The organism is Falsochrobactrum shanghaiense (assembly GCF_003149535.1).
GTDB classification, from domain to species: Bacteria; Pseudomonadota; Alphaproteobacteria; order Rhizobiales; family Rhizobiaceae; genus Brucella; species Brucella shanghaiense.
Genome location: NZ_QGDB01000001.1, coordinates 244958 through 270012, shown reverse-complemented (window position 1 = coordinate 270012; position 25055 = coordinate 244958). Strand labels below are relative to the sequence as shown.

Sequence of the window (25055 nt, the reverse complement as noted above, 5' to 3'; positions counted from 1 at the left end):
CGGCGCCTTGTTTCACTCCGCCGCTTCCCGCGCCGCCATCGGATTGTTGGGATGCGTGGTCCAGTTGGCATATTCGGGCGCAATCGGCTCTTTCGTGCGCGGGTCGTAACCGGCGATCTGCTCCATGGTGATGCAGTTTTCGACCGGGCAGACATTGACGCAAAGATTGCAGCCCACGCATTCTTCGTCGATCACCTCGAAATGCCGTGCGCCATCGACCATGGCCGTGATCGCCTGATGCGAGGTGTCCTCGCAGGCAATGTGGCAGCGCCCGCATTTGATGCACAGTTCCTGATTGATGCGCGCCTTGGTGACGTAATTGAGATTGAGATAGCGCCAGTCCGTGACCTGACCCACGGCGCGGCCCTGAAAATCATCGAGCGAGGTAAAGCCCTTTTCGTCCATCCAGTCCGAAAGCCCGTCGATCATTTCCTGCACGACCTTGAAGCCATAGGTCATGGCGGCGGTGCAGACCTGAACCGTGCCGCAGCCCAGCGCGATGAATTCCGCCGCGTCGCGCCATGTGGTGATGCCGCCAATGCCTGAAATCGGCATTCCCGCAGTTTCCGGATCGCGGGCGATTTCCGCCACCATGTTGAGTGCGATCGGCTTGACTGCCGGGCCGCAATAGCCGCCATGGCTGCCGCGTCCGTCGATCGAAGGCACCGGCGAGAAATTGTCGAGATCGACCGAGACGATGGAATTGATCGTATTAATGAGCGACACCGCATCCGTGCCACTGGCGAAAGCCGCGCGCGCAGGATTGCGGATATCGGTGACATTGGGCGTCAGCTTGGTGATGACCGGCATGCGGCTATATTGCTTGCACCATTTGACGACCATGCCGACATATTCAGGCACCTGTCCGACCGCAGCCCCCATGCCGCGTTCGCTCATGCCGTGCGGACAGCCGAAATTAAGCTCGATACCGTCCGCGCCGGTTTCCTCCACCAGCGGCAGGATTGCCTTCCACGCCTCCTCCTCGCAAGGCACCATGATGGATGCAATCAATGCGCGGTCGGGCCAGCGCATCTTCACTTCTTTCATTTCGCGAAGATTGATCTCCAGCGGACGGTCGGTGATAAGCTCGATATTGTTGAGACCCAGCAGCCGCCGGTCCGCGCCATGGATCGCGCCATAGCGCGGCCCGTTGACATTGACCACCGGCGGGCCTTCTGACCCAAGCGTCTTCCAGACCACGCCGCCCCAGCCTGCCTTGAAGGCGCGCTCGACATTATAGGCCTTGTCGGTGGGCGGGGCCGAAGCCAGCCAGAACGGATTGGGTGATTTGATGCCAAGGAAATTCGTTGAAAGATCAGCCATGTCCTAAACCTCCTCAGCCTTGCTCGCCCGCGAGCCAGTTGGCCGGTTTGACGGGTGTTTCGCGCGCAAGCGAATGGTGGACGCCGCCTGAAAGCACCGCTTCCGCAAAGCCTTCCACGGCCTGCGGGCGCTGCGTCAGCGCGGCATGGATCGATTCGGCGGCAATCTTGCCGTCCTCCACCGATGCGACCGTCAGGTCCTTGCCGCCAGCGACACAATCGCCGCCTGCCCAGATGCCTTCGACCGAAGTGCGGCCTTCGCCATCCACGCTGATGCGGCCCTTCGAAAGCCCGATGCCGGAGCCGCGCAGTGGTTCGGGATCGAAAGTTTGCCCGATTGCCTTGAAGACCTGATCGGCTTCCAGCATCAGATATTCGCCGATGCCCGAAAGCCTGCCGTCAGTATTTTCGGTATATTCAAAGACCACCGAATGCACGGTGCCGTCTTCATTGCATTCAAGCGAATCCGGTTGCAGCCAGTGGCGGATGGTGACGCCGTGAATTTGCGCCAGTTCCTGCTCATAGAGGCTGGCATTCATGCTTTCCTGTCCGCGCCGGTAAACGACTGTGACATTTTCAGCACCCAGCCTCTTGGTCTGGATGGCGACATCGATTGCGGTCATCCCGCCGCCGATGACGACGATATTGCGACCCACGGGCAGGGCGGAGAGGTCTTTTGCCTGCCGCAGATTGGCGATGTAATCAACCGCATCAAGCACGTTGGGCGCGTCTTCCCCATCAAGGCCAAGACCGTTCACGCCGGGCAGGCCCATGGCGAGAAACACCGCATCATATCCGGCCTTGAGCGCATCGATGCTGATGTCCTGGCCAAGCGTCTGGTTATATTCAATCATGATGCCGCCAATTTTCAGCACGAATTCGAGTTCGCGCTGGGCGAAATCATCGACCGTCTTATAGGCGGCGATGCCATATTCATTGAGCCCGCCGCCCTTGGGCCGCGCTTCAAAAATCGTCACTTGATGGCCGTAAGTCGCCAGCCGGTGGGCGGCGGAAATTCCTGCCGGACCGGCCCCGACAATGGCTATGTGCTTGCCTGTTTCGGGCGCGCGGGTGAAAGGATGCATGCCCTGCGCCATCAGAACATCGGTCGCATAGCGTTGCAGATGGCCGATTTTCACCGGCTTGCCCTCCGCCACTTCGCGTACGCACACTTCCTCGCACAGCGTTTCGGTGGGGCAGACGCGCGCGCACATGCCGCCGAGGATATTTTCGTTGAGAATGGTTTTGGCCGCACCCACCGGATTGCCGGCGCTGATCTGCCGGATGAACAGCGGAATATCGATGCTCGTCGGGCAGGCATTCATGCAGGGCGCATCATAACAGAAATAGCAACGATCGGATTCGACGAAAGCTTCATGCCGCGACAGCGGCGGATGCAGATCATCGAAGACATGCGCATAATCGCCAGCCTCAAGCCGTGCGCTGCTTATGTCCGGACCAAATGCACCAATGGATGAATTTCCTGCTGATCCCGTGTCTGTCATGGATCGCATCTCCCATTTTGCTGGTGTCGTGACGCGGGTTCCCTTTGCGCATCGCAACTATTTTCCGGCCTGCGATCTTGTTTGTCGCTTATGCCGGTTATGCACAGGATGACATATTTTTACGGAAGGTCAAATTTTTTATCATCTGGTCAAGAATAGGTGTTGTCACCCCGCCGCAATTGCCGCACCCGATGCCGCCAGCGCTATATTGGCAAAGAAGCGATCGGCGATTTTGCGCGCGACCGAGCCGAGCAGCCTTGTGCCGAGTTGGGCAAGTTTGCCGCCTGCATCGCCGCGAATGGCATAGGACAGGATGGTCTCACCCTCTTCCTCATCGAGCCGCACATCCGTATCGCCATGCGCAAAACCGGCAATCGAGCCTTCGCCGCGCCCGGAGATGGTGTAGGAAAGTGGCGGGTTCATGTTGGAAAGTTCGAGGATGCCGTGAAAACGCACATTGATCACGCCGAGTTTCACCTTGAGCGCGGCGCGGATTTCCGTCTCCGAAATTCGTTCCAGATGCTCGCAGCCGGGAATGCAGCCCTTGAGCGTCTCGATATTGTTGAGCGCATCCCACACCGCCTGCCGGGGCGCGCTAATTCGTTCTTCTCCGGTCAGATCCATGCTTCACTCCCACGCGGAATTCATTTTAAATCGATCAATAGGATGTATATGGCAATTCATCCATATGAAAAATCTGGTATTTAAATTGCCGTCGATCATCACGAACTGCTCTAATATCGGCAATTAAATCGATTTGATTCGGGAGAGTAGCATTATGGCACGAGACGTGGCGAAGCTTGAGGCAACCGTCGCAAGGCTGAAGCAGCATTGGGTTGAATCCGCACCGCAGGATATGCGCGCGGCGTTCAAATCCGATCCCGGCCGCTTTGAGCGTTATTCGCTGGCGCTTGACGATCTTTTGTTCGATTGGTCGAAATGCCGCGTCAATGATGAGACGATCTCGCTCCTCTCCGAGCTTGCCAGAGCCGCCGATGTCGAAGGGCGGCGTGCGGCAATGTTTGCGGGCGAGCATATCAACAATACCGAGGACCGCGCGGTGCTTCATGTCGCGCTGCGCGATACGTCTTCAAAGCAAGTGCTGGTCGACGGCCATGATGTCTTGCCCGACGTCAAGGCGGTGCTCGATCGCATGGCCGAATTTGCGGATGGCATCCGCACTGGCGCAATCAAGGGCGCGAATGGCAAGAAGATCACCGATATTGTCAATATCGGCATTGGCGGCTCCGACCTTGGACCCGTCATGGTGACGCTGGCGCTTTCGCCCTATCATGACGGCCCGCGCGCGCATTTCGTTTCCAACATCGATGGCGCGCATATTGCCGACACGCTGGCCCCGCTCGATCCGGCGACCACGCTGGTCATTATCGCTTCCAAGACCTTCACCACCATCGAAACCATGACCAATGCGCAGACCGCGCGCAAATGGGTGGCGGATGCGCTGGGCGAAGCAGCGGTCGGCGCGCATTTCGCTGCCGTTTCAACAGCGCTCGACAAGGTTGCGGCCTTCGGCATTGATCAGGATCGCGTCTTTGGCTTCTGGGATTGGGTCGGCGGGCGCTATTCGGTCTGGTCGGCCATCGGCCTGCCGGTGATGATCGCCATCGGACCGGATAATTTCCGCAAATTCCTTGCGGGCGCCCATGCCATGGACGTGCATTTCCGCGATGCGCCGCTGGAAAAAAACCTGCCCATATGGCTCGGGCTGATCGGTTACTGGCACCGCGCCATTTGCAGCTATGGCAGCCGCGCGGTCATCCCTTACGACCAGCGGCTGGCACGCCTGCCTGCCTATTTGCAGCAACTCGATATGGAATCGAACGGTAAGAGCGTGAGCGTCGATGGCAAGCCGGTTTCCGGCCCCACCGGCCCGGTCGTATGGGGCGAGCCGGGCACCAATGGCCAGCATGCTTTCTTCCAGCTTCTGCATCAGGGCACCGATACGATTCCGCTCGAATTCATCGTTGCCGCCAAAGGTCACGAGAAACACCTCGACCATCAGCATGAAATGCTGCTCGCCAATTGCCTTGCCCAGTCGGAAGCCTTGATGAAGGGTCGCACGCTTGATGAAGCGCGCGCGCAATTGCAGGCAAAAAACCTGTCCGAAGCGGAAGTGGAGCGCCTTGCACCGCACCGGGTTTTCTCCGGCAATCGCCCTTCGCTGACGCTGGTGCATGATAAGCTCGATCCCTATGCGCTCGGTCGCCTAGTGGCGCTTTACGAGCACCGGGTCTTTGTCGAGGCGCAGATTTTCGGCATCAATGCCTTCGACCAATGGGGCGTGGAACTGGGCAAGGAACTGGCGACCGAACTGCTGCCGGTCGTGTCCGGCAAGGAGGCCGCAGATACGCGTGACGCCTCGACGCAAGGGCTGGTCGCGCATTTGCATGCGCGCCGTAAAGCCTGATAGTAAACTGCCAGCCGGGCGCTTTGCCCGGCTTTCATCTGTGTAATGGGAACGACAATGAAGACTGAAATTATCGGGTTTGCCGGAGATGTACCGGGCAATGCCATAGAATTGCGTGTGCTGCGTTTTGCTGGCACGGATGCGCAGGCGCCGACAGCCTATCTGCAATCTTCGCTCCATGGCGCGGAACTGCCGGGGCAGGCGGCGCTTCATTTTCTCGTTCCCATGCTCAAGAAAGCTTCTGACGAAGGCCGCGTTCTTGGCAATATCACGGTGGTCCCGCAAGCCAATCCCATCGGCTCCAATCAATGGCAGGCGCATCAGCATCTGGGGCGTTTCGAGTCTTTTTCGACGGTCAATTTCAACCGCGCTTTCCCGCTTCTGCCCGATTTCGACACGTCCGAACTGCCTGCGCCCGACGCGCCGGTGGCCCTTGCGCAGCGCCTGAAAGCAGCCCTTCTGCGCCTTGCTCTGCCCAATGACATCGTGCTCGATCTTCATTGCGACGATGAAAGCGAAAACTATCTCTATATCGCCAAAGAATTCGTGGACGACATGAAAGACCTCGCGGTCGCTCTGGGTTCGACCGCGATCCTCGCCTGGGATACGACGGCAGATGCAGCCTTTGAGGAAGCCTGCGCGCATCCGGTCCTGCAATTGCCTGCCGAACAGCGCAACATGAAGCGCCGCGCCGTCACCACGGTCGAGTTTCGCGGATTGAGCGACGTCTATGCCGATATGGGCAAGGGCGATGCGGAAGGACTTTACAAATTCCTCGTCCATCGCGGCGTGATCCGCGACGAAAGCGTCAAGCTTGATCTTGATTACAAGGGTCTGGTGACACCGCTTGAAAATGTCGAAATGCTGCGCGCGCCGGAAGGCGGCATGGTGCTTTATCACGTGGCACCCGGCGATGTGGTGGAAGAGGGCGCAAAGCTTGTGACGGTTGTGACCCGTCCCGGCGAGCCGGAAGGCGACATGACGCTGACCGCGCCGCAGGCCGGTCGCATCCTGACGCGGCGTTCGCTGCGCTATGTGCGCCGTGGCGATGATCTTTTAAAGCTGCTGGGCGCAAAGCCCTCGGCAGTCAAAAAGCGCGCCGGTGCGCTCGAAGCATGAGCGGCGCACTGCCATCGGAGCGGCTTGAAAACATCCGTGCCATCCTGTTCGACAAGGATGGCACGCTGATCGATTTCGACCGCACATGGTTTTCGGTCTCGTGGCATCTGGCGCAGCGCGCGGCGGATGGCGATGAGGCGCGGGCGCGCTCGCTGCTCGAAGCGGGCGGTTATGACTGGCAGGCTCTGTGTTTCCGCCCCAATTCGGTGATCGCAGCAGGGACCGGACACGACATTGTTTCGCTCTGGCATCCCACGCTCGCCGGAGCCGATTTTACGGCGAAACTCGCAGAATATGACGCCTATTGCGTGGCCGAAGGCGCGCGCTCGGCGGTTGCCATCGAAGGCTTGCGCGAAACCCTCCAGAGCCTGCATGAGATGGGCTTGAAGCTCGGCATCGCCACCAATGATTCCGAGGCGGGCGCCCATGCGACGGCCAAAGCGCTGGGCATTGATGGCTTCTTCGATGTGGTGATCGGCTATGACACGGCGGCGCGCCCCAAGCCGCATCCCGATCCCCTGCTTTATTTTGCGCGTAAGACCGGGCTGGAACCCGAACAGATCGCCATGGTCGGCGATAATCTGCATGACCTTGAAACCGCGCAGGCGGCAAAGGCCGGACTGGCGATCGGCGTGCTTTCGGGCAACTCCCCGCGCGAGGTGCTTGAGCCTCACGCCGATCTGGTGCTCGATTCAATTGCGGGCCTGCCTGCCTTGTTCAATCCCGTAATTCGCGCCTGAGGATTTTGCCCACATTGGTCTTGGGCAATGAATCGCGAAATTCCACTTCGCGCGGGCGCTTGTAATTGGTCAGCCGCTCGGCGCAGAAGGCTTTTATCTCGTCCGCCGTAAGGCGGGGGTCGCGCCGCACCACGAAAAGCTTAACGACTTCGCCCGAATGTTCGTTGGCAATCCCGATTGCCGCCGATTCCAGAATGCCGGGGTGCTCCGCCGCCACTTCCTCGATTTCATTGGGATAAACATTGAAGCCGGAAACGATGATCATGTCCTTCTTGCGGTCGACGATCTTGGTATAGCCGCGCTCGTCCATGAAACCCATATCGCCGGTGCGGAAGAAACCGTCCGGCATGAGCGTGCGCGCGGTTTCCTCGGGTCGGTTCCAGTAGCCGAGCATGACCTGCGGCCCGCGCACGCAAATTTCGCCGACCTCGCCCAGCAGCAGATCGTGGCCTTCATCGTCGCGAATGGCAATTTCCGTCGAGGGCATGGGCAGGCCGATGGTGCCGCTGAATTCAGTCGCATCGAGCGGATTGGCGGAGATCACCGGCGAAGTTTCCGACAGGCCATAGCCCTCGGTAATGCGGCACCCCGTCATTTCCGCCCAGTGCTCGGCAACGGGGCGCTGCACGGCCATGCCGCCGCCAACCGTCAGCACCAAAGGCTTGAAATCGAGTGCTGCGAAATCCGCATTGTTCATCAAGGCGTTGAACAGCGTATTGAGGCCGGGGAAGATATGGAACGGATATTTCTGCAATTCCTTGACGAAAGCCGGAATATCGCGCGGATTGGGAATGAGAATATTGCGCCCGCCAAGCTTCATGCCGATCATCGCATTCACGGTCAGCGCGAAGATATGATAGAGCGGCAGGGCGCAGATCAGATGCAGTTCCTTGGGCTTGCCCCGGTTGCGGAACGCCACTTCCAGCCATACCCGCATCTGCTCCATATTGGCGAGAATATTGGCATGGCTGAGCATCGCGCCCTTGGAAATGCCCGTGGTGCCGCCGGTATATTGCAGAAAGGCTATATCCGAACTATCCACCGGCACTGGATTGAATGAATTGCTGCGGCCCTGCGCCAGCGCGTCCCTGAAGCGGATATGGCCGGGAATATGCCATTCCGGCACCAGTTTCTTCACATTGCGCACGACGAAATTGATGAGATGGCCCTTGAAGCCGTGCATGTCGCCCATGGAGGCGACGATGATATGGGGCACATCGAGCGAGGGCAGGGCCTTTTGCACGGTCGCTGCAAAATTCTCCAGCACGATCAGCGCCGTGACACCCGCATCGTTTAGCTGATGCTCCAGCTCGCGCGGCGTATAGAGCGGATTGACATTGACGACCACCAGCCCGGCGCGCAGCACGGCTGCGATGGCGATGGGATATTGCAATATATTGGGCAGCATGAGCGCGACGCGATCGCCCTTGACCAGTCCGCGCGATTGCAGCCAGGCCGCAAGCTGGCGGGATTGCTCTTCAAGCTCCTTATAGCTCAGGTCACGACCCATGCAGGTAAAGGCAGGCCGGTCGGAAAACTCCCGGCTGGCGCTGACGATCATATCGCCGATGGAACCCGTCTTGCTCAGGTCGATTTCATGGGGGACGTCTGGCGGATAGGAATTCAGCCAGATTTTTCCCGGCGCAGTGATGTTGGCAGCCTTTGTTGCTGGCGTTATGGAGGGGGAGTTGATGCTTTCCCCGCCCGACGTGCTACCCGATGTGCCAGATGCGGTCTTTATTGTATTTTTGGCCATTATCCCTCCCCGGATCGCAACGTCTTGCAGGCTGTATAGCTGCTAAAGCATGTCGCCCGAAAGTGGGAACCGGTTTCGGGATAACGACATGCGTTAAAACAAAACTTAAAGCGCATCCCGAAAAGTGTGAAACGGTTTTCGGCAAAGATGCGCGTTAAAACAACAAAAGCATAAGGAGCTAATCTGAAAGATCGCGACACGCTTTAATGGTTGCGCAATGCCGCTCGCTCCCGGCAATCTTTTTAACAATCAATTTGGTCGAGTTTGTTCTGATGTGCAATGGCTACATTAACGTAAGCGTAAATTATTTGGTGGGTACAAGCATTTCCAGCAAAAGTGTGAAACGGTTTTGCGTTGGATAATGCGATGAAACAAAGCATTTCCAGCAAAATTGCGCAGCACCTTCGCAGGGAAATCACTTCACTGGAGTGATTTCTTTTCCTGCTCCGATACGCCCGGACAATGCGTAAAACCATTACCGAAAACCGTGGCATGGTTTTCGGCGCGCATTCAAGGTGGGAACGGGCCTGATGGCTCCATGAAAAAGAGATGGCTTTAGAATAAAGAGGTAAGGCTTGCGGCGATCGCCCATAGGATTATGGCGGCTGGCACGCTCAGGCAGGCGAGAAAGATGCCGAAAAAGACATAGAGCGCTTCATTCGGGCGGCGGGTCTGTTCGGGGGCCTTGTTCCAATAGCCGGTGGTGTCGAGATACATTGCTTTCTCCTCCTTCTCCCTCAATATGAGTATTGAACGAAACGAAGATTTCACAAAGCAAATAAATCTGTTTATTTTTGATGATACTGTGCTATGAGCCTATCTAAACAAGAGTTCACACCATATCTTCACCGCAGCATTATATTTATTTCCAGATAATGGTTTGATTTTCAATGATTTTACTTTTATACTGTAAGTATTGAAAGATCAGAATATTCAATAATTGCTGAAATTTGCCGGATATTTTATGCGGCACAAAATGCCGCATCTCCTGCCTCATGCCCTTGCCTTTGTGCGGCGGGACGGCATTTGCGACTCCCGCTCTGTTTTCAGTAAAAGCTGATCGGGAAATAACGCAGATACAGTTCGGCAAGGGTACCTTTTTCCTGCAGCGCCTGAAGGGCATTGTTAAAGGCTGCAGCCAGCGGGGCATTTTGCTCGCCCACGGCGATGGACAGGCCCGGTCCAAGATATTGCGGGGCGGGATATGGCCCGTCGCTAAAGGAGCAGCAATCGCCGGACTGTCCGTGGTCGAGCCAGAATGAGAGCGTCATTCCATCATCGAATATGGCTTCTACGTCGCCTTTTTGCAAGGCGCCGAGCATGGCCTGCCGCTGCGGAAACGGTTTGGCTTCCGCTTGCGGAAAGTAATTTTTCAGGAGTTGCTCATGGGCGGTTCCGGCAATGACGCCGACATTCTTTCCAGCCAGCGCCCTGGCCGCCGTTCCATTGAACATATTGGTCTTCAGGGTGACAAAGCGGGCAGGCAGGCGCATATAGGGGCGCGTGAAGGCGAGGGTTTGCCGGTTTTGCTCATTCGGCCCCAGCCCCGCTATGATCGCTTCTGCTTCACCCTTTTCCAGATGGCTTTCCAGATCGTCCCACGCCACCGCCTCGATCTGGCATATATCGTTCAACCCCATCTGGCTGCACAGCGCTTTGGCGAGATCGACATTATAGCCCGAAAGCTGGCCCGCATCGTTGAGCATGTTGAACGGCGGAAAGTCGAGCGTCGTGACAAAACGAAGCCGGTTGAGCCCCTGCAGGGACGGCAGCGGCAGCCTCTCCATCTGGTTGAAGAAATCCGGTGCCTTGGGTTCTGCCCGAGCGTGAAGGGACAGGCTCCCCAAAAGCCAGCAAAAAGCAATCGCAACATTCAGAAAATGCCGTCTCATCGCGTCCTGTTTAAAGTTTTTTTAACGCACATCTTTTCCAAAAACCGTTTCACACTTTTCAGGATGCGCTCTATTTCAAGCTTAATTGTATTTTCAAGCTTTGCAAAGTCTCTTTTAAAATACACATTTTAATTTCAATAAAAAAATGTAATACTGATTATATTAATATAAAAGAAACTACTAATAAAGAGAGGAAGAAAATATAGAAGTATTAAAAAAGTAATTATGTCAACGATACTTTAGTTGTAGTGCCGGGGGGACTATGAGATGAGTTTCGATCAAGACGTGTCCAGCGCGCTGTCGGCCAGAATGGCGCGGCGCGGCATATCGCATGCAAGCCTTACACGGGCATATGAGGCTGCCATTTTGAATGGAACCAGCTTTTGCGAGGAGATCACACATCAGCCCGATGTTTCCGAGAGGCTGTTTTATGAGGTCGTGGCGGATTATCTGGGAGTGCCTTTTACCGATGAAATATTGCCGTCGCGTATTTTCATTTCCGGTGAGGAGCTTCCATCCACTTTCATCGAGGCGGGGCAGTTCCGGGTGATAGGGCCGGGTGGCTCCACGCTGCTCTATATCGCGCCGACCCAGAAGCATATTCTCAGATTGCGAAATCACTTGCGCGATTTTCCCGATCTTCGGGAGCGGATACGCATCTGCACGCCGTCATTGCTCAGGCAAATCATCAGAAAACGGCATCAAAAGGAGCTGCTTTCCAGAGCGCATGGCATGACGCCGCAGCTTTTTTCCGCCGAGCGCGTGCTTGAGACGCCGCAGGCATTCTTCATCGCCATGGCGCTTTATGCCTTTATCGCCGCCTTGGTAAACTGGCCCGCGCAGACGATATTGATATTGCATGTGAGCATGACATTGTTCTTCCTGGGCTGTGTGCTGATACGTCTGCTCGCAGCCATGTCCGGTCGGCGTCTGCAATTTCCGCAGATCGCGCCTTTTCGCAGAAGCGAGCTTCCGGTCTACACTCTTCTGGTGCCGCTCTATCGCGAACAGGCGGTCATCGGTCAGTTGATCGACGCGCTGGAGCGCCTGAACTGGCCCAAAAGCAAGCTCGACATCAAGCTTTTGTGCGAAAAGGATGATTTCGATACGCTGGCCGAGATCCGCCACCGGAAATTGCCGCCAAGCTTTGAGCTGGTTCTGGTGCCGCCGGGCGGGCCGCGCACCAAGCCCAAGGCGCTCAATTACGGCCTGCAATTTGCGCGCGGTGAAGTGGTTGCGGTTTTCGATGCCGAGGATCGCCCGCATCCCGATCAACTGCTGGAAGCATGGCAGGCTTTTCAGCAGGGCGGCGAAAGGCTGGCCTGTGTGCAGGCGCCGCTCATCATCGGCAATTTCCGGCAAAACCTGCTCACCCGCATGTTCGCATTCGAATATGCCACCCTGTTTCGCGGGCTGCTGCCGTGGCTGGCTTTACAGGGGCTGGTCATTCCGCTGGGCGGCACGTCCAATCACTTTCGCCGCTCCTGCCTTGAGGAAGTGGGCGGATGGGATGCCTATAACGTCACCGAGGATGCCGAACTGGGCATGCGCCTGGCGCGCTTCGGTTACAGGATCAGCGTCATCTCGCGCGGCACCGTCGAAGACGCGCCCGAAAACTATGCCGTCTGGCACAGGCAGCGCACACGCTGGATCAAGGGCTGGATGCAGACCTGGCTCGTGCATATACGCCTGCCGCACAAGGCGGTGCGCGAACTGGGCTGCTGGCGCTTCCTCGTCAACCAGCTTTATACCGTCGGCATTATCGGCTCGGCGCTGCTGCACCCTTTCATGCTCGTGACGCTTCTGGTGCTTTTCCTCATGAGTCTGGCCGGGCCTCTCCCGCCGGAAAAGCAATGGCTGCTGCGCGTTGACCTGCTCAATATATTGATGGCCTATCTCAGCTTCCATTTTCTGGGCCTGCGGACCATGGAGCCGACGGAACTGGGCGGATATGGTTATATCTTCGCCATCCCCGTCTATTGGGTGCTGATTTCGTTCTCCGCCTGGCGGGCCTTGTGGCAGCTGGTGCGCAAGCCGCATCTTTGGGAAAAGACCCCGCACCAGCCAAGCCTGTTTTATGTGTCGGCAGTCGATGATTTGCCGGTGCTGGAGGCAAGAAACGCCGCGCCGCGCCCGATGATCGCCTCGTCTTCGGGCCCGATCGCTTCAAGATCGCGCCCGCTATAGGGCAATGACAGCAGGATGCGCCGGATTGCAGCCAGTCTGGCGCGTCTCTTGTCGTTGGAGCGGATGATCGTCCATGGCGCATAGGGCATGTCCGTGCGTTCCAGCATCACATGCAGGGCTTCGGAATAATCATCCCAGCGGGAGATGCCCGCCACATCCATCGGCGAGAATTTCCAGCTTTTAAGCGCGCTGTGACGGCGCTCATGAAAACGCTTGAGCTGCATTTCCTGCCCGATGTCGAGCCAGAACTTGAACAGGTGAATACCCTCGGTGATGATCATGCGTTCGAAATCCGGCGCTTCGGTGAGGAAGATTTCGACCTGCTGGCGGGTGCAGAATTCCATGACCCGCTCCACTCCGGCGCGATTGTACCATGAGCGGTCGAAGGTGACGAATTCACCCGATGTCGGAAAATGTCCGGCATAGCGCTGGAAATACCATTGTCCGCGTTCGGTCTCGGTGGGTTTGGGCAAGGCCACATTGCGCGCGGTGCGCGGGTTCATGAATTGCCTTATGGTGAAGATGGTCCCGCCCTTTCCGGCGGCGTCGCGACCTTCAAAAACGCTGATGACGCGCCCGCCGGTCTCTTGCAGCCAGTATTGCATCTTGACGAGCTCTATCTGGAGCCGTTCGAGCGTGTCTTCATATTCCTCCTCCTTCATCTTGGATGAATAGGGATAACCGCCCGATTCAAGCGCATGATCGTCGATCCAGCCGGGGAGCTTGGGCTGGTCTATATCGAACTCGCGGGTTTCGCCTGCAATCTTGAGCTTGATCGGCTTGACCGGAAGCGCATTGCCGTTTGAAGACTTCTTGCCGTTCTTTTTGTTAGCTGTCTTTGAACTGTCACCCACGGAGAACTCCTTTCGTTTATATCAGGACATGATATGGGCTGTCTGGCAGGCTCGTAAAGAATATCTTGTCAGGTTCTGGCCGGGTTTGGCCGGTTTCGACTTGCAGGATGCAACGCGTGCAGAGAGAATTGCGGAATGAGCGACAACAATATCGAGCCTGGATCGGCACCGGCACCCCATAATACTCTCCTTGCGCCCCTTCGCCGGGTCCGGGGCGTGCTGATTGTCAGCATCATCCTGTGCCTGTGCATCATGTTTCTGGGACTGCCGCTCTGGTTTCGCGCGCCGCTGATCATCGTCATCCTCGTGGGCACCGTCTGGGCGGCGGCGGTGGCGGAGGATGAAGAAGCGGCCAGCAAGCCGGTGAAGAAAGAGCCGCGCAACGAAATGGCGGGTGTCACCGGCGAACGCCTTGCCGATATGCTCTCCGACCCGATGATCGTCTTCGATCATCAGGGAACGGTGCTTTTTGCGAATGCATCGGCGCTGGAGGCATTTCAGTCGCTTGAAAAGGGAACCGCGCTTTATCTGCGTTTTCGCGCCCCCGAAATGCATGCGCTCATTCAGGGCGTGATTGCCGATGGCGAGCCGCGCAGCATCGACTATTTCGAGCGGGTTCCCATCGATCGCTGGTATAAGGCGCTGGTCAAGGTGCTGCGCAATGCGCAAGGCAAGCCGGAACTCTTCGTGCTTTTGTTCCGCGACCAGAGCGAGACGCGCCGCATCGACCGCATGCGCTCCGATTTCATCGCCAATGCCAGCCACGAACTGCGCACGCCGCTCGCCTCGCTGCTGGGCTTCATCGAGACATTGCAGGGACCGGCGCGCAACGATGCCGCTGCCCGTGACCGCTTTCTGGAGATCATGCAGAAACAGGCCGAACGCATGTCGCGGCTCATCGATGATCTTCTCTCGCTGTCGCGGCTGGAAATGCGCGCCCATCTGGCCGTGAATGAATGCGTGGACATGACGGCCGTGCTCAACCATGTGGCCGATACGCTCACGCCGCTTGCCGATGGGCTGGGTATTGCCATCGAGCGGCAATTGCCGGACCATCCGGTGGAAGTCACCGGCGCGCGGGATGAATTGATACAGGTCTTCCAGAACCTTGTCGAAAATGCCTGCAAATACGGGCAGGGCGGCAAGCGCGTCATCGTGAAACTGGGCGAGGAAGAAAGCGAGACCGCATCGGAAGCGGTGGCCTCGGTGCAGGATTTTGGTCCCGGCATAGCCGCCGAGCATCTGCCGCGCCTGACCGAACGCTTCTATCGCATCGATGTGGAGACAAGCCGGGCGCGCAAGGGCACCGGCCTGGGGCTTGCCATCGTCAAGCATGTTCTTGCCCGCCACCGTGGACGGCTGGTGGTGCGCTCGCAGCTTGGTGAAGGCTCGACCTTCACCGTCCGCCTGCCCAGACGGAAATAACGATTGCGGCCAGAAGGAGAGCGGTTCTAAAGCGGTTCCTGTTAAACGGAATCGTCGGACCCGCTCTATTTATTTGTTTTAACGCATGTCGTTATCCCGAAACCGGTTCCCACTTTCGGGCGACATGCTTTAAAAAAGCCCCGGAAGCATCGCGGCTCCGGGGCGAGAGAGGAGGAGGCCTTGCGCGTTCAGCCTGCCAAGTCAGCCTGTCAAGTCAGCGTGCGCGGCGGCGCTCCGCCGTGGGCTGGAAGGCCAGACGCGAATGATAGCTGCAATAGGGGCTGGATTCGCCGGATTCGCTTCCGCAGAAATGGAAGTCCTCATTGAGCGGATCGCCGATGGGCCATTTGCAGGTGCGCTCGCTCAGTTGCAGCAGCGACAGGCGGCGCGAGATCGGAACGACGACATCCGACTGCGGACGCAGGACGGTCTCGGAAACAGCATCGGCGACATATTCCATCTGCAATGCGGTGGCGCCGACGGTCTTGGTGATCGTCGCGGTGCGAATGGTGGTGGTCGCCGCCTGCGGACGATTATTGTTCTGGCTTGGCACCGCGCGCGGTGCCGGTGCGGCCGTATTGACTTTCTTGCTGCGCGGGGCGGCAGTCGTCGTCTTGCCGCGGCCCGAAAGTTTGAGACGGTGCACCTTGCCGATCACCGCATTGCGGCTGACGCCGCCGAGCTGGGCAGCGATCTGGCTGGCGCTCAGGCCCTCATTCCATAATTTCTTTAACAGCTCGACGCGCTCGTCTGTCCAGTTCATCGCCCTGGGCTCCAATCAGTTTTCGTTATCCGGAATCCGCCAGTGCTCCCGGATTTCTCCGGGCACAATCACTATATCTATCCGGGTGACTAGGTCTGTCGCACGAAATGTAGCTTTTAACTTTAAAAACAAACTACAATACCGAACGACTCCATGACAAGGGATAGCCCTGTCAGGCGGATTTCATTTTTGTGGTTTTCCCCAACTTGGACGCCAAAGATGATTTTTCTGAGTCGGTTTTGCCGTTGACGGCCCGTTTGCAGAAAAATATCCGGCGGGAGGAAACTTCTGCCGCCTATATATCCGCCCCGTCGCAAAATTGCCAGCCTTATGCGCGGCCAAAGTCAGCCGCCATTCTGCGCATGATCTCATGAATAGCCGGATGATTATCCTTGCGCGCTTTGATTGACATTTTTCAGAGGAGCGCCAATATAAGCGCTCTATAAGCAATGCCGCCCGGAGGGCGGCTTTTTATTTCATCCGGGAGGTTCGTGCCGAGCGCATGAGATCGCCCGATCCGTTCCGTAAAATGCCGAAACCGGGGTTCGGAACACCACGACAATGGGAACGCTGCTTTGCCGGCCGGGCCGGACAGACAGTATTTTAATAAAGGCTAATGGAGGCCTGAGCGCTATGACCGACGTGACGACTGTGCAACCGCTTTACGACACCTATAATCGTGCGGCTCTGCGCTTCGAGCGAGGTGAAGGCATCTGGCTGATTACCGAAGGCGGTGAGCGCTATCTCGATTTTGCTGCCGGCATCGCGGTCAATTCGCTCGGCCATTCCCATCCGCATCTGGTCGAGGCGCTCAAGGCCCAGACCGAAAAGCTGTGGCATCTTTCCAATCTCTATACCGTTCCCGGTCAGGAAAAGCTCGGTCGCCGTCTGGTCGAGGCGACATTTGCCGACAAGGTGTTCTTCACCAATTCCGGTGCCGAGGCGCTCGAATGCGCGATCAAGACCGCACGCCGCTATCATTATGTGAACGGCAAGCCGGAGCGTTTCCGCATCATCACCTTTGAGGGTGCGTTCCATGGCCGCACGCTGGCGACCATCGCGGCTGGCGGACAGGCCAAATATCTCGAAGGCTTCGGCCCCAAGGTCGAGGGCTTCGATCAGGTTCCCTTTGGCGATGAGGCGGCCCTTCGCGCAGCGATTTGCGATGAAACGGCGGCAATCCTGCTTGAGCCTGTGCAGGGCGAGGGCGGCTTGCGTGTCGTTCCCGACGATTTCATGCGTCTTCTGCGCAAGATCTGCGATGAAAATGGCCTGCTGCTGATGCTTGACGAAGTGCAGTCGGGCGTGGGCCGCACCGGCAAGCTCTTCGCGCATGAATGGTCCGGCATCACACCCGACATCATGGCGGTCGCCAAGGGTATCGGCGGCGGCTTCCCCATGGGCGCATGCCTTGCCACGGCTGAAGCCGCCAAGGGCATGACCGCAGGCACCCATGGCACCACCTATGGCGGCAATCCGCTGGCCATGGCGGTCGGCAACGCCGTGCTGGATGTGGTGCTTGCCGACGATTTTCTCGACAATGTGCAGGCGACGACGCTTGTGATGAAGCAGGGCCTTGCTTCCATCATCGACCGCTACCCCGACATCGTATCCGAAATCCGCGGTCGCGGCCTGCTGATCGGCATCAAATGCGTCGTGCCAAACACGGCTCTTATTCAGGCGCTGCGTGAGGAACACCTGCTCAGCGTGGGTGCGGGCGACAATGTCGTGCGTCTTCTGCCGCCTTTGGTCACCACGCCCGACGAGGCGCGTGAGGCATTGAAGCGCATCGAAACGGCTGTAGAGCGGCTTTCCACTGCAAACCCGACCAGCAAGCCGACCAGAAAGATTGCGTGATACCATGGCTAATAATAACGGCATCAGACATTTTATCGACCTCTCGGCGGTTCCGGCGACAGAGCTTCGCACCATCATGGAAGACGCCAAGGCGCGCAAGGCGCGGCTGAAGGCAGGCGAGATCGAAAAACCTTTCGCCGGCAAGGTGCTGGCGATGATTTTCGAAAAGCCCTCCACCCGCACGCGCGTTTCCTTCGATGTCGGTATGCGCCAGCTTGGCGGCGAGACGATCATGCTCACGGGATCGGAAATGCAGCTTGGCCGTAGCGAGACCATCGCCGATACGGCCCGGGTTCTATCGCGCTATGTCGATGCCATCATGATCCGCACCACCACGCATGATCGCATGCTTGAACTGGCCGAACATGCAACGGTTCCGGTCATCAATGCACTGACCGACGACACGCACCCTTGTCAGATCATGGCAGACGTTCTTACATATGAGGAACATCGCGGCGCGGTCAAAGGCAAGACCTTCGCCTGGATGGGCGATGGCAACAATGTGCTGCACTCGCTTCTCGAAGCTTCCGCGCGCTTTGACTTCAACGTCAATATCGCAACGCCTGAAGGCAGCGAGCCGAAGCAGGACTATATAGACTGGGCCAAAGCCAATGGCGCGCGCATCATGACGACCGCCGATCCGCAAAAGGCTGCAAGCGGCGTGGATTGCATCGTCACCGATACATGGGTCTCGATGGGTCAGGAAGACCGCGCGCGCGGCCATAATGTGTTCATGCCCTATCAGGTCAATGCACAGCTTATGGCGCAGGCCGACAGCAAGGCATTGTTCATGCATTGCCTGCCCGCCCATCGCGGCGAGGAAGTGACCGACGAAGTAATCGACGGACCGCAATCCGTTGTTTTTGATGAAGCTGAAAACAGGCTCCACGCCCAGAAGGCCATTCTGGCCTGGTGCCTGCAAGGAGCATGAATTGTCCGACAAGACCAGCAATATGCGTCATGACGCCGAAACCGATATACAGATCGGCCTGAGCAGCCTCAGCTTTGCAGGCGATGACGCCGTTGTGCCTTTTCAGGTGGAAGGGCTCGACGTGCGCGGCCGCGCCGTTCAGCTGGGAACCAGCATCGACGCCATTCTTCAGCCCCATGACTACCCGGAAGCCGTGGCCCGCCTTCTGGCGGAAGCGGTCGTTCTCACCGTTCTGCTGGGCACATCGCTGAAATTCGATGGCAAGTTCATTTGCCAGACCAAGTCTGACGGGCCGGTGGATATGCTGGTCGTGGATTTCCGCACCCCGCGCTCGGTGCGCGCCTATGCGCGTTTCGATGCGGAGCGTCTGGAAGAAGCGGTGCGTGCCGGACATACCCGTCCGGAAGAGCTGCTCGGAAGCGGCACGCTGGCCTTCACCGTCGATCAGGGCGCCTATATGCAGCGCTATCAGGGTATTGTCGCCCTTGACGGCTCGACGCTTGAAGAAATCGCGCGCACCTATTTCCGCCAGTCGGAACAGATACCGACCGACCTGAAACTGAGCGTCGCCAAGCTGGTCGAACGTGACGCGGACGGCAGGCTGGTGGAGCAATGGCGCGCGGGCGGCCTCATCATCCAGTTCCTGCCCGAATCCGAATTGCGTTCGCGCATGCCCGACCTTCCCGGCGGCGACGGCGACGAAAGTGAAGCCGTGCACCATCCTGACGATGATGGCTGGGACGAGGCGCGTTCGCTGGTCGGCACGATTGAAAGCTCGGAACTGACCGACCCGCAGGTCGGTGCGGAACGGCTGCTCTATCGCCTGTTTCATGAGCGCGGCGTGCGCATCTATGAATCAGTGCCGGTTCTTGCGGAGTGCTCCTGCTCGCGTGAAAAGATCGAAGGCGTTCTTTCGGGCTTTACCGCCGAGGAAATCCGCGACAGCATTGAGGACGGCAAAATTTCCGTCACCTGCGAATTCTGCTCGAAACAGTATGAATTCGACCCGGCAAAGTTCATCAAAGATTAGAGCGGTTCCTGTTTAAACGGAATCGTTGGAACCGCTCTATCTATTTGTTTTTACGCATTATCCGGACGCAAAACCGTTTCACACTTTTGCTGGAAATACTCTAGTTCAGCGTCCGCCGCGCCTCTGGAATATCCAGTGAAAAGGCCGGAATATCGACCTCGAAGGCGCTGCCGCTTGCACCCTGCATCTGGTAGCGCCCGACCATGACGCCGGAGGCTGTCGTCAGCGGACAGCCGGACGAATATTGAAACGAGTCGCCGGGATCGAGCGTCGGCTGCTCGCCGACGACGCCCGGCCCCTCGACTTCCTCGACATGGCCGTTGGCGTCGGTGATCTGCCAGTAACGGGAGCGCAATTGCACCGTTTCGGCGGAATTATTGGCAATGGTGATGCGATAGCCCCAGACATAGCGGTTTTCTTCCGGGTCGGATTGCTCCTCCAGATAGAAGGGCTCTGCCGTCACCTCGATCCCCCGCGTTACCGCCCTGTACATATGCGCTCGCCTTTCCATCATGCTCCACGACATTTCCACCTATCGCTAAACGCGGCAATAAGGTCAATCGGGACATTTGCAGGCGGGACATTTGAGGACGCCGCCCGGTTTTAACCCGCGCAGCGCCCTGAAGCGGTTTTATGAGCGCAATGTCTTGAGTGCTTCCTCGACGTCTTCAAGAAGATCGTCGGTATCTTCCAGACCGACCGATATACGCAGCAGCCCGTCCGTGATCCCCTGTTCGGCGCGCGCCTCATCGGTCAGGCTTTTATGCGTCGTCGTGGCGGGATGGGTGATCATGCTTCGCGTGTCGCCCAGATTGTTGGTGATGCTGAACAGTTCAAGCGCATTTTCGAATTTGAATGCAGCTTCCTTGCCGCCTTCAAGCTCGACTGCGATCATGGTCGATCCGCCCGTCATCTGCCTGGCGATGACGTCCGCCTGCGGATGATCGGCGCGTCCGGGATAGATCACGCGCCTGATGCCCGGCTTGCCCGCAAGGAAATCGGCTACCGCACCTGCGGCCTGCGTCATCTGGCGAACGCGCACGGAAAGCGTCTCCAGCCCCTTGAGCATGATCCACGCATTGAAGGGGCTCATGCCCGGACCCGTATGGCGGAAATAATCCTGCAGCGTGCCCTCGATCCATTCGCGATCGCCAAGAACGATGCCGCCAAGGCAGCGGCCCTGACCATCAATATGCTTGGTGGTCGAATAAACGACGATATGCGCGCCCAGTTCCAGCGGTTTCTGGTAGAGCGGGGTTGCGAACACATTGTCGACGATGAGCTTTGCCCCGACCTCGTTGGCGACCTGCGCCACGGCGGCGATGTCGATGATTTCCAGCGTCGGGTTCGACGGGCTTTCGAGGAACATGACCTTGGTATTGGGGCGGACGGCGGCTTTCCAGTTTTCAATATCCGAACCGTCGATGATCGAGATTTCCACGCCGTATCGGGGCAGGATCGTATCGATAATATAACGGCAGGAGCCGAAGACGGCGCGCGCGGAAATCACATGATCACCCGCCTGCACCTGACACAGAATGGCGGCTGCAACTGCGGCCATGCCCGATGTGGTGGCGCGGCCTTCCTCGGCGCCTTCGAGCGCGCACATGCGCTTTTCGAACATGTCGGTCGTGGGGTTGGCGTAACGCGAATAGATGAAGCCCGGATCTTCTCCGTTAAAGCGCGCTTCGGCGGCTTCGGCTGTCGGATAGAGAAAACCCTGCGTCAGAAACAGGGCTTCGGACATTTCGGCGAAGCTAGAGCGTTGCGTTCCGGCACGAACGAGCTGCGTTGCGGGGCGAAATTTGCGGGTAGTCTTGTTCGTCATTTTTCCAACCTGTCGAAAGCTGGTCGGCCGGGGCAGGACAGGCAAGCCTCGGCGGCCAATAAAAAACCGGCCTTGCGAAAACGCAAAAGGCCGGTAACAAACCGCGGCCCTTTTTAGCGAATTCTTTAACGTGGCTGCAAGCCGGCCGGCCAAATCACCACGGAATGTTTTTTCTTTATGCCTCTTGCGCCGGGGCGTCAATGTTTGAAATTGCGACAAAGCTGCAAGAAGGGCGCGCTTTCTTGCGGAAAACCCAACAAAGAGGCGCGCAAATGGCGCGATAGGTGCTAATACCGATCAGTTCTTGGAAAGACCGTGATACGGCAGATGACGGGGTGCAGGCTCGATGGCGCAAAATGAAGCGGGAATTCTGGCGGATGCGGATATTGCCGCGCTGTTTGAAAGTGGTTTGCTGGCGTCGGCGCGTCCGCTCGACGCCGACCAGATACAGCCTGCCAGCCTCGATCTGCGCCTGGGGACCAAGGCCTATCGCGTTCGCGCCTCCTTCATGCCCGGCCCCGCAACGCCGGTGATCGACAAGCTTGAACGTCTCAAGCTGCATGAAATCGACCTCACTGCGGGCGCGGTTCTCGAAACCGGCTGCGTCTATATCGTGCCGCTGCTTGAAAGCCTCGCGCTTTCGCCGGACCTTTCCGCTGCCGCCAATCCCAAAAGCTCGACGGGGCGTCTTGATATTTTCACTCGCGTCATCGTGGATGGCGCGCAGGAATTCGACAAGGTTCCCGCTGGCTATAAGGGGCCGCTTTATCTGGAAGTCAGCCCGCGCACCTTCCCCATCGTCGCGCGCACCGGCTCGCGCCTGTCGCAAATACGGTTCCGCAAGGGCCGTGCGCAGCTTGACGAGGCAGAGCTTGCGGCACTTCATCAGGCGCAAACGCTGGTCGCTTCAGAGCAGCCCAATATTTCCGGCGGCGGCATTGCGCTTTCGGTCGATCTTTCGGGCGGCGAGGACAGACTGGTCGGCTATCGCGGCAAGCACCACACAAGCGTCATCGATGTCGATAAGCGCGCCGCCCATGACGTGCTCGATTTCTGGGAGCCGATCTATGATCGCGGCGCGCGCGAACTCGTGCTCGACCCGGATGAATTCTATATTCTCGTCTCGCGCGAAGCCGTGCATGTTCCCCCGCTCTATGCGGCAGAAATGACGCCTTTTGATCCGCTGGTGGGCGAATTCCGCGTCCATTATGCAGGCTTCTTCGACCCCGGTTTCGGCCATAGTGCCGCAGGCGGCACCGGAAGCCGGGCGGTTCTGGAAGTGCGCAGCCATGAAGTGCCGTTCATTCTGGAGCATGGCCAGATTGTCGGGCGGCTGGTCTATGAACATATGCTCAACCGTCCGAAAGCGCTTTACGGGCTCGATCTGGGTTCCAACTATCAGGCACAGCGATTGAAGCTCTCCAAGCATTTCAGATGATTGCGTTTCTCCCGCTCCCGCCCGTAAGATAGGAGCACGGCGGAGGAGGCCGGCAGAGTGACGAATGCAATGCATCAGGGATTGGAGAAACAGCCGGAAGGGCCGGTCGAGCCGCCGCACCGGCTGTCGGTGGGTATTGTAGCGCTTCCCGGTTTCACGCTGACGGCGCTCAGCCTTTTTCTCGATCCTTTCCGCCTTGCGGCCGATGATCGCGACAAAAGCCGCCAGATACGCTGCGGATGGAAAATCTGCACGCTTTCGGGCGATCCGGTCACATCGAGTTCCGGCATGATTATCGAACCGACGGCACCTGTCGGCGAGCTTGATGAATGCGATTACGTGGCGGTCGTCGGCGGCATATTGGGCCAATATCGTCCGCGCCAGAAAGCGCTGATCGAGCTGATCAGGCGTGCGGACCGCCGCGGCCAGACCGTGGTCGGCCTTTGCACGGCTGCCTTTCTTCTGGCCGAAGGCGGTTTGCTCGAAGATCGCAATTGCTGTGTAAGCTGGTTTCACCGCGACGATTTCATTGAAATGTTCGACGGATATACCGCCGACACCACCAGTCTTTTTCACCGCAGCGGGCGCCATTATACCTGCGCGGGCGGTCTGGGGGCTGCCTCTCTGGCGCTTTCCATCATCCAGAAGGAAATCTCGGAGGAGCTGGCGCGCAAGAGCGCATCGATCCTGATGTTTCCCTATGAGCTGGTGCGCTCGGAACAGCCCGCACTAAGCTTTAACGGCGTGCGCTCGCCGATGATCCGCAAGGCGATCCGCATTTTCGAGGCAACGCTGGAAGAGCCGGTGCCGATGGTCGATGTGGCGCGCAGGCTGGGCATTTCCGTGCGGCAGATGGAGCGCGGCTTTAAAATGACGCTGGGGCGCACGGCCTTCGAGGTGCGCGAGGAATTGCGCGTGAAAAAGGCGCGCGAACTGTTGTCCGAGACAGCACTTTCCCTGCTCGAAGTGGCGGTTGCCAGCGGCTTTACCGATACACGCAGCATGAACCGCTCCTTCCTGCGCCAGAAACAGAAAGCCCCGCGCGAATATCGCAGGCATGGTTGATCCTGGGGCTATTTCAGGGCTGATTCTGGATACGGCGTGTTGCGAAGCCTGCAATGAGCGCCTATGTCTTGCGCCGCAACTGGTGAAATCGACACGCAGGAGAAATGCATGGCTGATGGTGTGAACCGTTTTCTGGGCGATACGCCATTGCGCGTCATCGTCAAACTGGTGCTGATCTCGCTCGTCGTCGGCGTGGTCATGAGCGCCTTTCACTGGACGCCCTATGATATTTTATGGGCTATCCGCGATTTCTTCCTGCGCCTGTGGAATATGGGCTTCTCGGCCATCGCCCGCTTCGCCGATTATCTCATTCTTGGCGCGGCGGTCGTCATCCCTGCCTTTATTTTGCTCCGTATCCTCAGCTACCGGAAATAATCCTTTCCGTAATTCGAGACCATACCGAGCCTATGCAGCACAACGATAAATTCATTCTTTCCCGGCGCGGCTTTCTCGGCCTTGCCGGGGTCACGCTCGCAATTTCGGCCCTGCCACCTGCATTTGCGCAGGCCGCAAGCGACCCGACGCAATTGTTCAACCGCATTCGCAAGGCCCATGGCCTGCCCCTGATGGCAACCGATGCAAGGCTGGAGGAAGCAGCGCTTTATCAGGCCCGGCGCATGGCAAGCCACGGCAAGATCAGCCATTCGGTCGGCTGGGGCAATGGTTTTGTTGCGCGTCTCAAGAAGGCGGGCATTCGCGGCCCCGCTGCGGAAAATCTTGCTTCCGGCCAGTCCGACACCGATGCGGCCTTCGATGCATGGATGCAATCGCCCGGCCATCGCAAGAACATGCTCGACCCGACCTTTGCCCATTACGGCCTTGCCTGGGCAACGCCGGAAGACAAGCCGCGCTATATCTACTGGGCGATGGTGCTGGGCCTCTAAAATTTAGGAGCCGAATCCTCTGTCGTTTCGA

22 protein-coding genes and 1 riboswitch are annotated in these 25055 nt (G+C 58.0%); of the genes, 12 read left to right on the top strand and 10 right to left on the bottom strand.

All coding sequences use genetic code 11. The features are described 5' to 3' along the window. Positions 1-12: 12 nt before the first annotated feature. The 3 genes from preA to DKP76_RS01295 form a co-directional block, all read right to left on the bottom strand. On the bottom strand, positions 13-1323 hold the full coding sequence (gene preA / locus DKP76_RS01305) for an NAD-dependent dihydropyrimidine dehydrogenase subunit PreA (protein WP_109704624.1): 1311 nt from the start codon (positions 1321-1323) through the stop codon (positions 13-15). A gap of 13 nt (positions 1324-1336) precedes the next feature. After that, positions 1337-2827: an NAD(P)-dependent oxidoreductase gene (locus DKP76_RS01300; RefSeq protein WP_109704623.1), complete on the bottom strand. Its 1491-nt coding sequence runs from the start codon at positions 2825-2827 to the stop codon at positions 1337-1339. Positions 2828-2992: 165 nt separating this feature from the next. Then, positions 2993-3451: an SRPBCC family protein gene (locus DKP76_RS01295; protein ID WP_109704622.1), complete on the bottom strand. Its 459-nt coding sequence runs from the start codon at positions 3449-3451 to the stop codon at positions 2993-2995. Between the two features lie 154 nt (positions 3452-3605). On the opposite strand from DKP76_RS01295, the gene pgi reads away from it, so the two are divergent. Genes pgi through DKP76_RS01280 form a run of 3 tightly spaced genes read left to right on the top strand, consistent with a single transcriptional unit; the run spans position 3606 to position 7114 of the window. Further along, positions 3606-5255 carry a glucose-6-phosphate isomerase gene (gene pgi, locus DKP76_RS01290; RefSeq protein WP_109704621.1) on the top strand — a complete coding sequence of 550 codons (1650 nt, stop codon included), beginning with the start codon at positions 3606-3608 and terminating at the stop codon, positions 5253-5255. A 57-nt stretch (positions 5256-5312) separates the two neighbouring features. Beyond that, positions 5313-6374, top strand: coding sequence for a M14 family metallopeptidase (locus DKP76_RS01285; protein ID WP_109704620.1), 1062 nt, complete (start codon positions 5313-5315; stop codon positions 6372-6374). Continuing rightward, on the top strand, positions 6371-7114 hold the full coding sequence (locus tag DKP76_RS01280) for an HAD family hydrolase (protein ID WP_109704619.1): 744 nt from the start codon (positions 6371-6373) through the stop codon (positions 7112-7114). The genes DKP76_RS01285 and DKP76_RS01280 overlap by 4 nt, the downstream gene beginning before the upstream one ends. On the opposite strand, the gene DKP76_RS01275 is transcribed toward DKP76_RS01280, so the two are convergent. From DKP76_RS01275 to DKP76_RS01270, 3 genes are all read right to left on the bottom strand, one after another. Further along, positions 7092-8870, bottom strand: a complete 1779-nt coding sequence (locus DKP76_RS01275; RefSeq protein WP_109704618.1) for a long-chain-fatty-acid--CoA ligase — start codon at positions 8868-8870, stop codon at positions 7092-7094. The two genes, DKP76_RS01280 and DKP76_RS01275, sit on opposite strands and share 23 nt — an antisense overlap. 555 nt (positions 8871-9425) lie before the next feature. Continuing rightward, the gene (locus DKP76_RS19305) at positions 9426-9587 is read right to left on the bottom strand and encodes a hypothetical protein (RefSeq protein ID WP_199224724.1); all 162 of its coding nucleotides are present in this window, start codon (positions 9585-9587) and stop codon (positions 9426-9428) included. A 329-nt stretch (positions 9588-9916) separates the two neighbouring features. Then, positions 9917-10762: a transporter substrate-binding domain-containing protein gene (locus DKP76_RS01270; RefSeq protein WP_109704617.1), complete on the bottom strand. Its 846-nt coding sequence runs from the start codon at positions 10760-10762 to the stop codon at positions 9917-9919. 267 nt (positions 10763-11029) lie between these two features. Here DKP76_RS01270 and DKP76_RS01265 point away from each other — a divergent pair, with 267 nt between their 5' ends. Then, positions 11030-12949: a glycosyltransferase gene (locus DKP76_RS01265; RefSeq protein ID WP_109704616.1), complete on the top strand. Its 1920-nt coding sequence runs from the start codon at positions 11030-11032 to the stop codon at positions 12947-12949. Here DKP76_RS01265 and ppk2 read toward each other — a convergent pair. Then, positions 12838-13803, bottom strand: a complete 966-nt coding sequence (gene ppk2 / locus DKP76_RS01260; protein WP_109704615.1) for a polyphosphate kinase 2 — start codon at positions 13801-13803, stop codon at positions 12838-12840. The genes DKP76_RS01265 and ppk2 overlap by 112 nt on opposite strands. A 135-nt stretch (positions 13804-13938) precedes the next feature. Here ppk2 and DKP76_RS01255 point away from each other — a divergent pair, with 135 nt between their 5' ends. Continuing rightward, positions 13939-15228 carry an ATP-binding protein gene (locus tag DKP76_RS01255; protein ID WP_109704614.1) on the top strand — a complete coding sequence of 430 codons (1290 nt, stop codon included), beginning with the start codon at positions 13939-13941 and terminating at the stop codon, positions 15226-15228. Positions 15229-15442: 214 nt separating this feature from the next. Here the strand turns inward: DKP76_RS01255 and DKP76_RS01250 are convergent, their stop codons facing one another. Further along, positions 15443-15991: a GcrA family cell cycle regulator gene (locus tag DKP76_RS01250; RefSeq protein ID WP_109704613.1), complete on the bottom strand. Its 549-nt coding sequence runs from the start codon at positions 15989-15991 to the stop codon at positions 15443-15445. Between the two features lie 633 nt (positions 15992-16624). Between DKP76_RS01250 and DKP76_RS01245 the strand changes: the two genes are divergently transcribed. Genes DKP76_RS01245 through DKP76_RS01235 form a run of 3 tightly spaced genes read left to right on the top strand, consistent with a single transcriptional unit; the run spans position 16625 to position 19809 of the window. Then, positions 16625-17848, top strand: a complete 1224-nt coding sequence (locus tag DKP76_RS01245; RefSeq protein ID WP_109704612.1) for an aspartate aminotransferase family protein — start codon at positions 16625-16627, stop codon at positions 17846-17848. A 4-nt stretch (positions 17849-17852) separates the two neighbouring features. Then, positions 17853-18779 (top strand): ornithine carbamoyltransferase, encoded by a 927-nt coding sequence (gene argF, locus DKP76_RS01240; RefSeq protein ID WP_109704611.1) that lies wholly within the window; start codon positions 17853-17855, stop codon positions 18777-18779. Between the two features lies 1 nt (position 18780). Then, positions 18781-19809 carry an Hsp33 family molecular chaperone gene (locus tag DKP76_RS01235; protein ID WP_109704610.1) on the top strand — a complete coding sequence of 343 codons (1029 nt, stop codon included), beginning with the start codon at positions 18781-18783 and terminating at the stop codon, positions 19807-19809. Between the two features lie 100 nt (positions 19810-19909). On the opposite strand, the gene apaG is transcribed toward DKP76_RS01235, so the two are convergent. Further along, positions 19910-20302, bottom strand: a complete 393-nt coding sequence (gene apaG / locus DKP76_RS01230) for a Co2+/Mg2+ efflux protein ApaG (protein ID WP_109704609.1) — start codon at positions 20300-20302, stop codon at positions 19910-19912. A 138-nt stretch (positions 20303-20440) separates the two neighbouring features. Beyond that, positions 20441-21637 carry an O-succinylhomoserine sulfhydrylase gene (locus tag DKP76_RS01225; protein ID WP_109704608.1) on the bottom strand — a complete coding sequence of 399 codons (1197 nt, stop codon included), beginning with the start codon at positions 21635-21637 and terminating at the stop codon, positions 20441-20443. Between the two features lie 91 nt (positions 21638-21728). Then, a riboswitch (SAM riboswitch) is annotated at positions 21729-21808 on the bottom strand. Between the two features lie 175 nt (positions 21809-21983). On the opposite strand from DKP76_RS01225, the gene DKP76_RS01220 reads away from it, so the two are divergent. The 4 genes from DKP76_RS01220 to DKP76_RS01205 all read left to right on the top strand — a co-directional run bounded on the left by DKP76_RS01220 (position 21984) and on the right by DKP76_RS01205 (position 25024). Next, complete coding sequence (locus DKP76_RS01220; protein ID WP_109704607.1) at positions 21984-23075, top strand: 2'-deoxycytidine 5'-triphosphate deaminase; 1092 nt, start codon at positions 21984-21986, stop codon at positions 23073-23075. A 69-nt stretch (positions 23076-23144) separates the two neighbouring features. Then, positions 23145-24140 carry a GlxA family transcriptional regulator gene (locus DKP76_RS01215; RefSeq protein ID WP_109704606.1) on the top strand — a complete coding sequence of 332 codons (996 nt, stop codon included), beginning with the start codon at positions 23145-23147 and terminating at the stop codon, positions 24138-24140. Between the two features lie 108 nt (positions 24141-24248). After that, positions 24249-24515 (top strand): DUF6460 domain-containing protein, encoded by a 267-nt coding sequence (locus tag DKP76_RS01210; RefSeq protein ID WP_109704605.1) that lies wholly within the window; start codon positions 24249-24251, stop codon positions 24513-24515. A 32-nt stretch (positions 24516-24547) separates the two neighbouring features. Then, positions 24548-25024: a CAP domain-containing protein gene (locus DKP76_RS01205; protein WP_109704604.1), complete on the top strand. Its 477-nt coding sequence runs from the start codon at positions 24548-24550 to the stop codon at positions 25022-25024. Positions 25025-25055 lie beyond the last annotated feature (31 nt).

What these genes read in the sequence shown, in the direction of transcription:
- preA (WP_109704624.1), bottom strand. Translation starts at nt 1,323, where the DNA reads ATGGCTGATCTTTCAACGAATTTCCTTGGCATCAAATCACCCAATCCG.
- DKP76_RS01300 (WP_109704623.1), bottom strand. Translation starts at nt 2,827, where the DNA reads ATGACAGACACGGGATCAGCAGGAAATTCATCCATTGGTGCATTTGGT.
- DKP76_RS01295 (WP_109704622.1), bottom strand. Translation starts at nt 3,451, where the DNA reads ATGGATCTGACCGGAGAAGAACGAATTAGCGCGCCCCGGCAGGCGGTG.
- pgi (WP_109704621.1), top strand. Translation starts at nt 3,606, where the DNA reads ATGGCACGAGACGTGGCGAAGCTTGAGGCAACCGTCGCAAGGCTGAAG.
- DKP76_RS01285 (WP_109704620.1), top strand. Translation starts at nt 5,313, where the DNA reads ATGAAGACTGAAATTATCGGGTTTGCCGGAGATGTACCGGGCAATGCC.
- DKP76_RS01280 (WP_109704619.1), top strand. Translation starts at nt 6,371, where the DNA reads ATGAGCGGCGCACTGCCATCGGAGCGGCTTGAAAACATCCGTGCCATC.
- DKP76_RS01275 (WP_109704618.1), bottom strand. Translation starts at nt 8,870, where the DNA reads ATGGCCAAAAATACAATAAAGACCGCATCTGGCACATCGGGTAGCACG.
- DKP76_RS19305 (WP_199224724.1), bottom strand. Translation starts at nt 9,587, where the DNA reads ATGTATCTCGACACCACCGGCTATTGGAACAAGGCCCCCGAACAGACC.
- DKP76_RS01270 (WP_109704617.1), bottom strand. Translation starts at nt 10,762, where the DNA reads ATGAGACGGCATTTTCTGAATGTTGCGATTGCTTTTTGCTGGCTTTTG.
- DKP76_RS01265 (WP_109704616.1), top strand. Translation starts at nt 11,030, where the DNA reads ATGAGTTTCGATCAAGACGTGTCCAGCGCGCTGTCGGCCAGAATGGCG.
- DKP76_RS01255 (WP_109704614.1), top strand. Translation starts at nt 13,939, where the DNA reads ATGAGCGACAACAATATCGAGCCTGGATCGGCACCGGCACCCCATAAT.
- DKP76_RS01250 (WP_109704613.1), bottom strand. Translation starts at nt 15,991, where the DNA reads ATGAACTGGACAGACGAGCGCGTCGAGCTGTTAAAGAAATTATGGAAT.
- DKP76_RS01245 (WP_109704612.1), top strand. Translation starts at nt 16,625, where the DNA reads ATGACCGACGTGACGACTGTGCAACCGCTTTACGACACCTATAATCGT.
- argF (WP_109704611.1), top strand. Translation starts at nt 17,853, where the DNA reads ATGGCTAATAATAACGGCATCAGACATTTTATCGACCTCTCGGCGGTT.
- apaG (WP_109704609.1), bottom strand. Translation starts at nt 20,302, where the DNA reads ATGTACAGGGCGGTAACGCGGGGGATCGAGGTGACGGCAGAGCCCTTC.
- DKP76_RS01225 (WP_109704608.1), bottom strand. Translation starts at nt 21,637, where the DNA reads ATGACGAACAAGACTACCCGCAAATTTCGCCCCGCAACGCAGCTCGTT.
- DKP76_RS01220 (WP_109704607.1), top strand. Translation starts at nt 21,984, where the DNA reads ATGGCGCAAAATGAAGCGGGAATTCTGGCGGATGCGGATATTGCCGCG.
- DKP76_RS01215 (WP_109704606.1), top strand. Translation starts at nt 23,145, where the DNA reads ATGCATCAGGGATTGGAGAAACAGCCGGAAGGGCCGGTCGAGCCGCCG.
- DKP76_RS01210 (WP_109704605.1), top strand. Translation starts at nt 24,249, where the DNA reads ATGGCTGATGGTGTGAACCGTTTTCTGGGCGATACGCCATTGCGCGTC.
- DKP76_RS01205 (WP_109704604.1), top strand. Translation starts at nt 24,548, where the DNA reads ATGCAGCACAACGATAAATTCATTCTTTCCCGGCGCGGCTTTCTCGGC.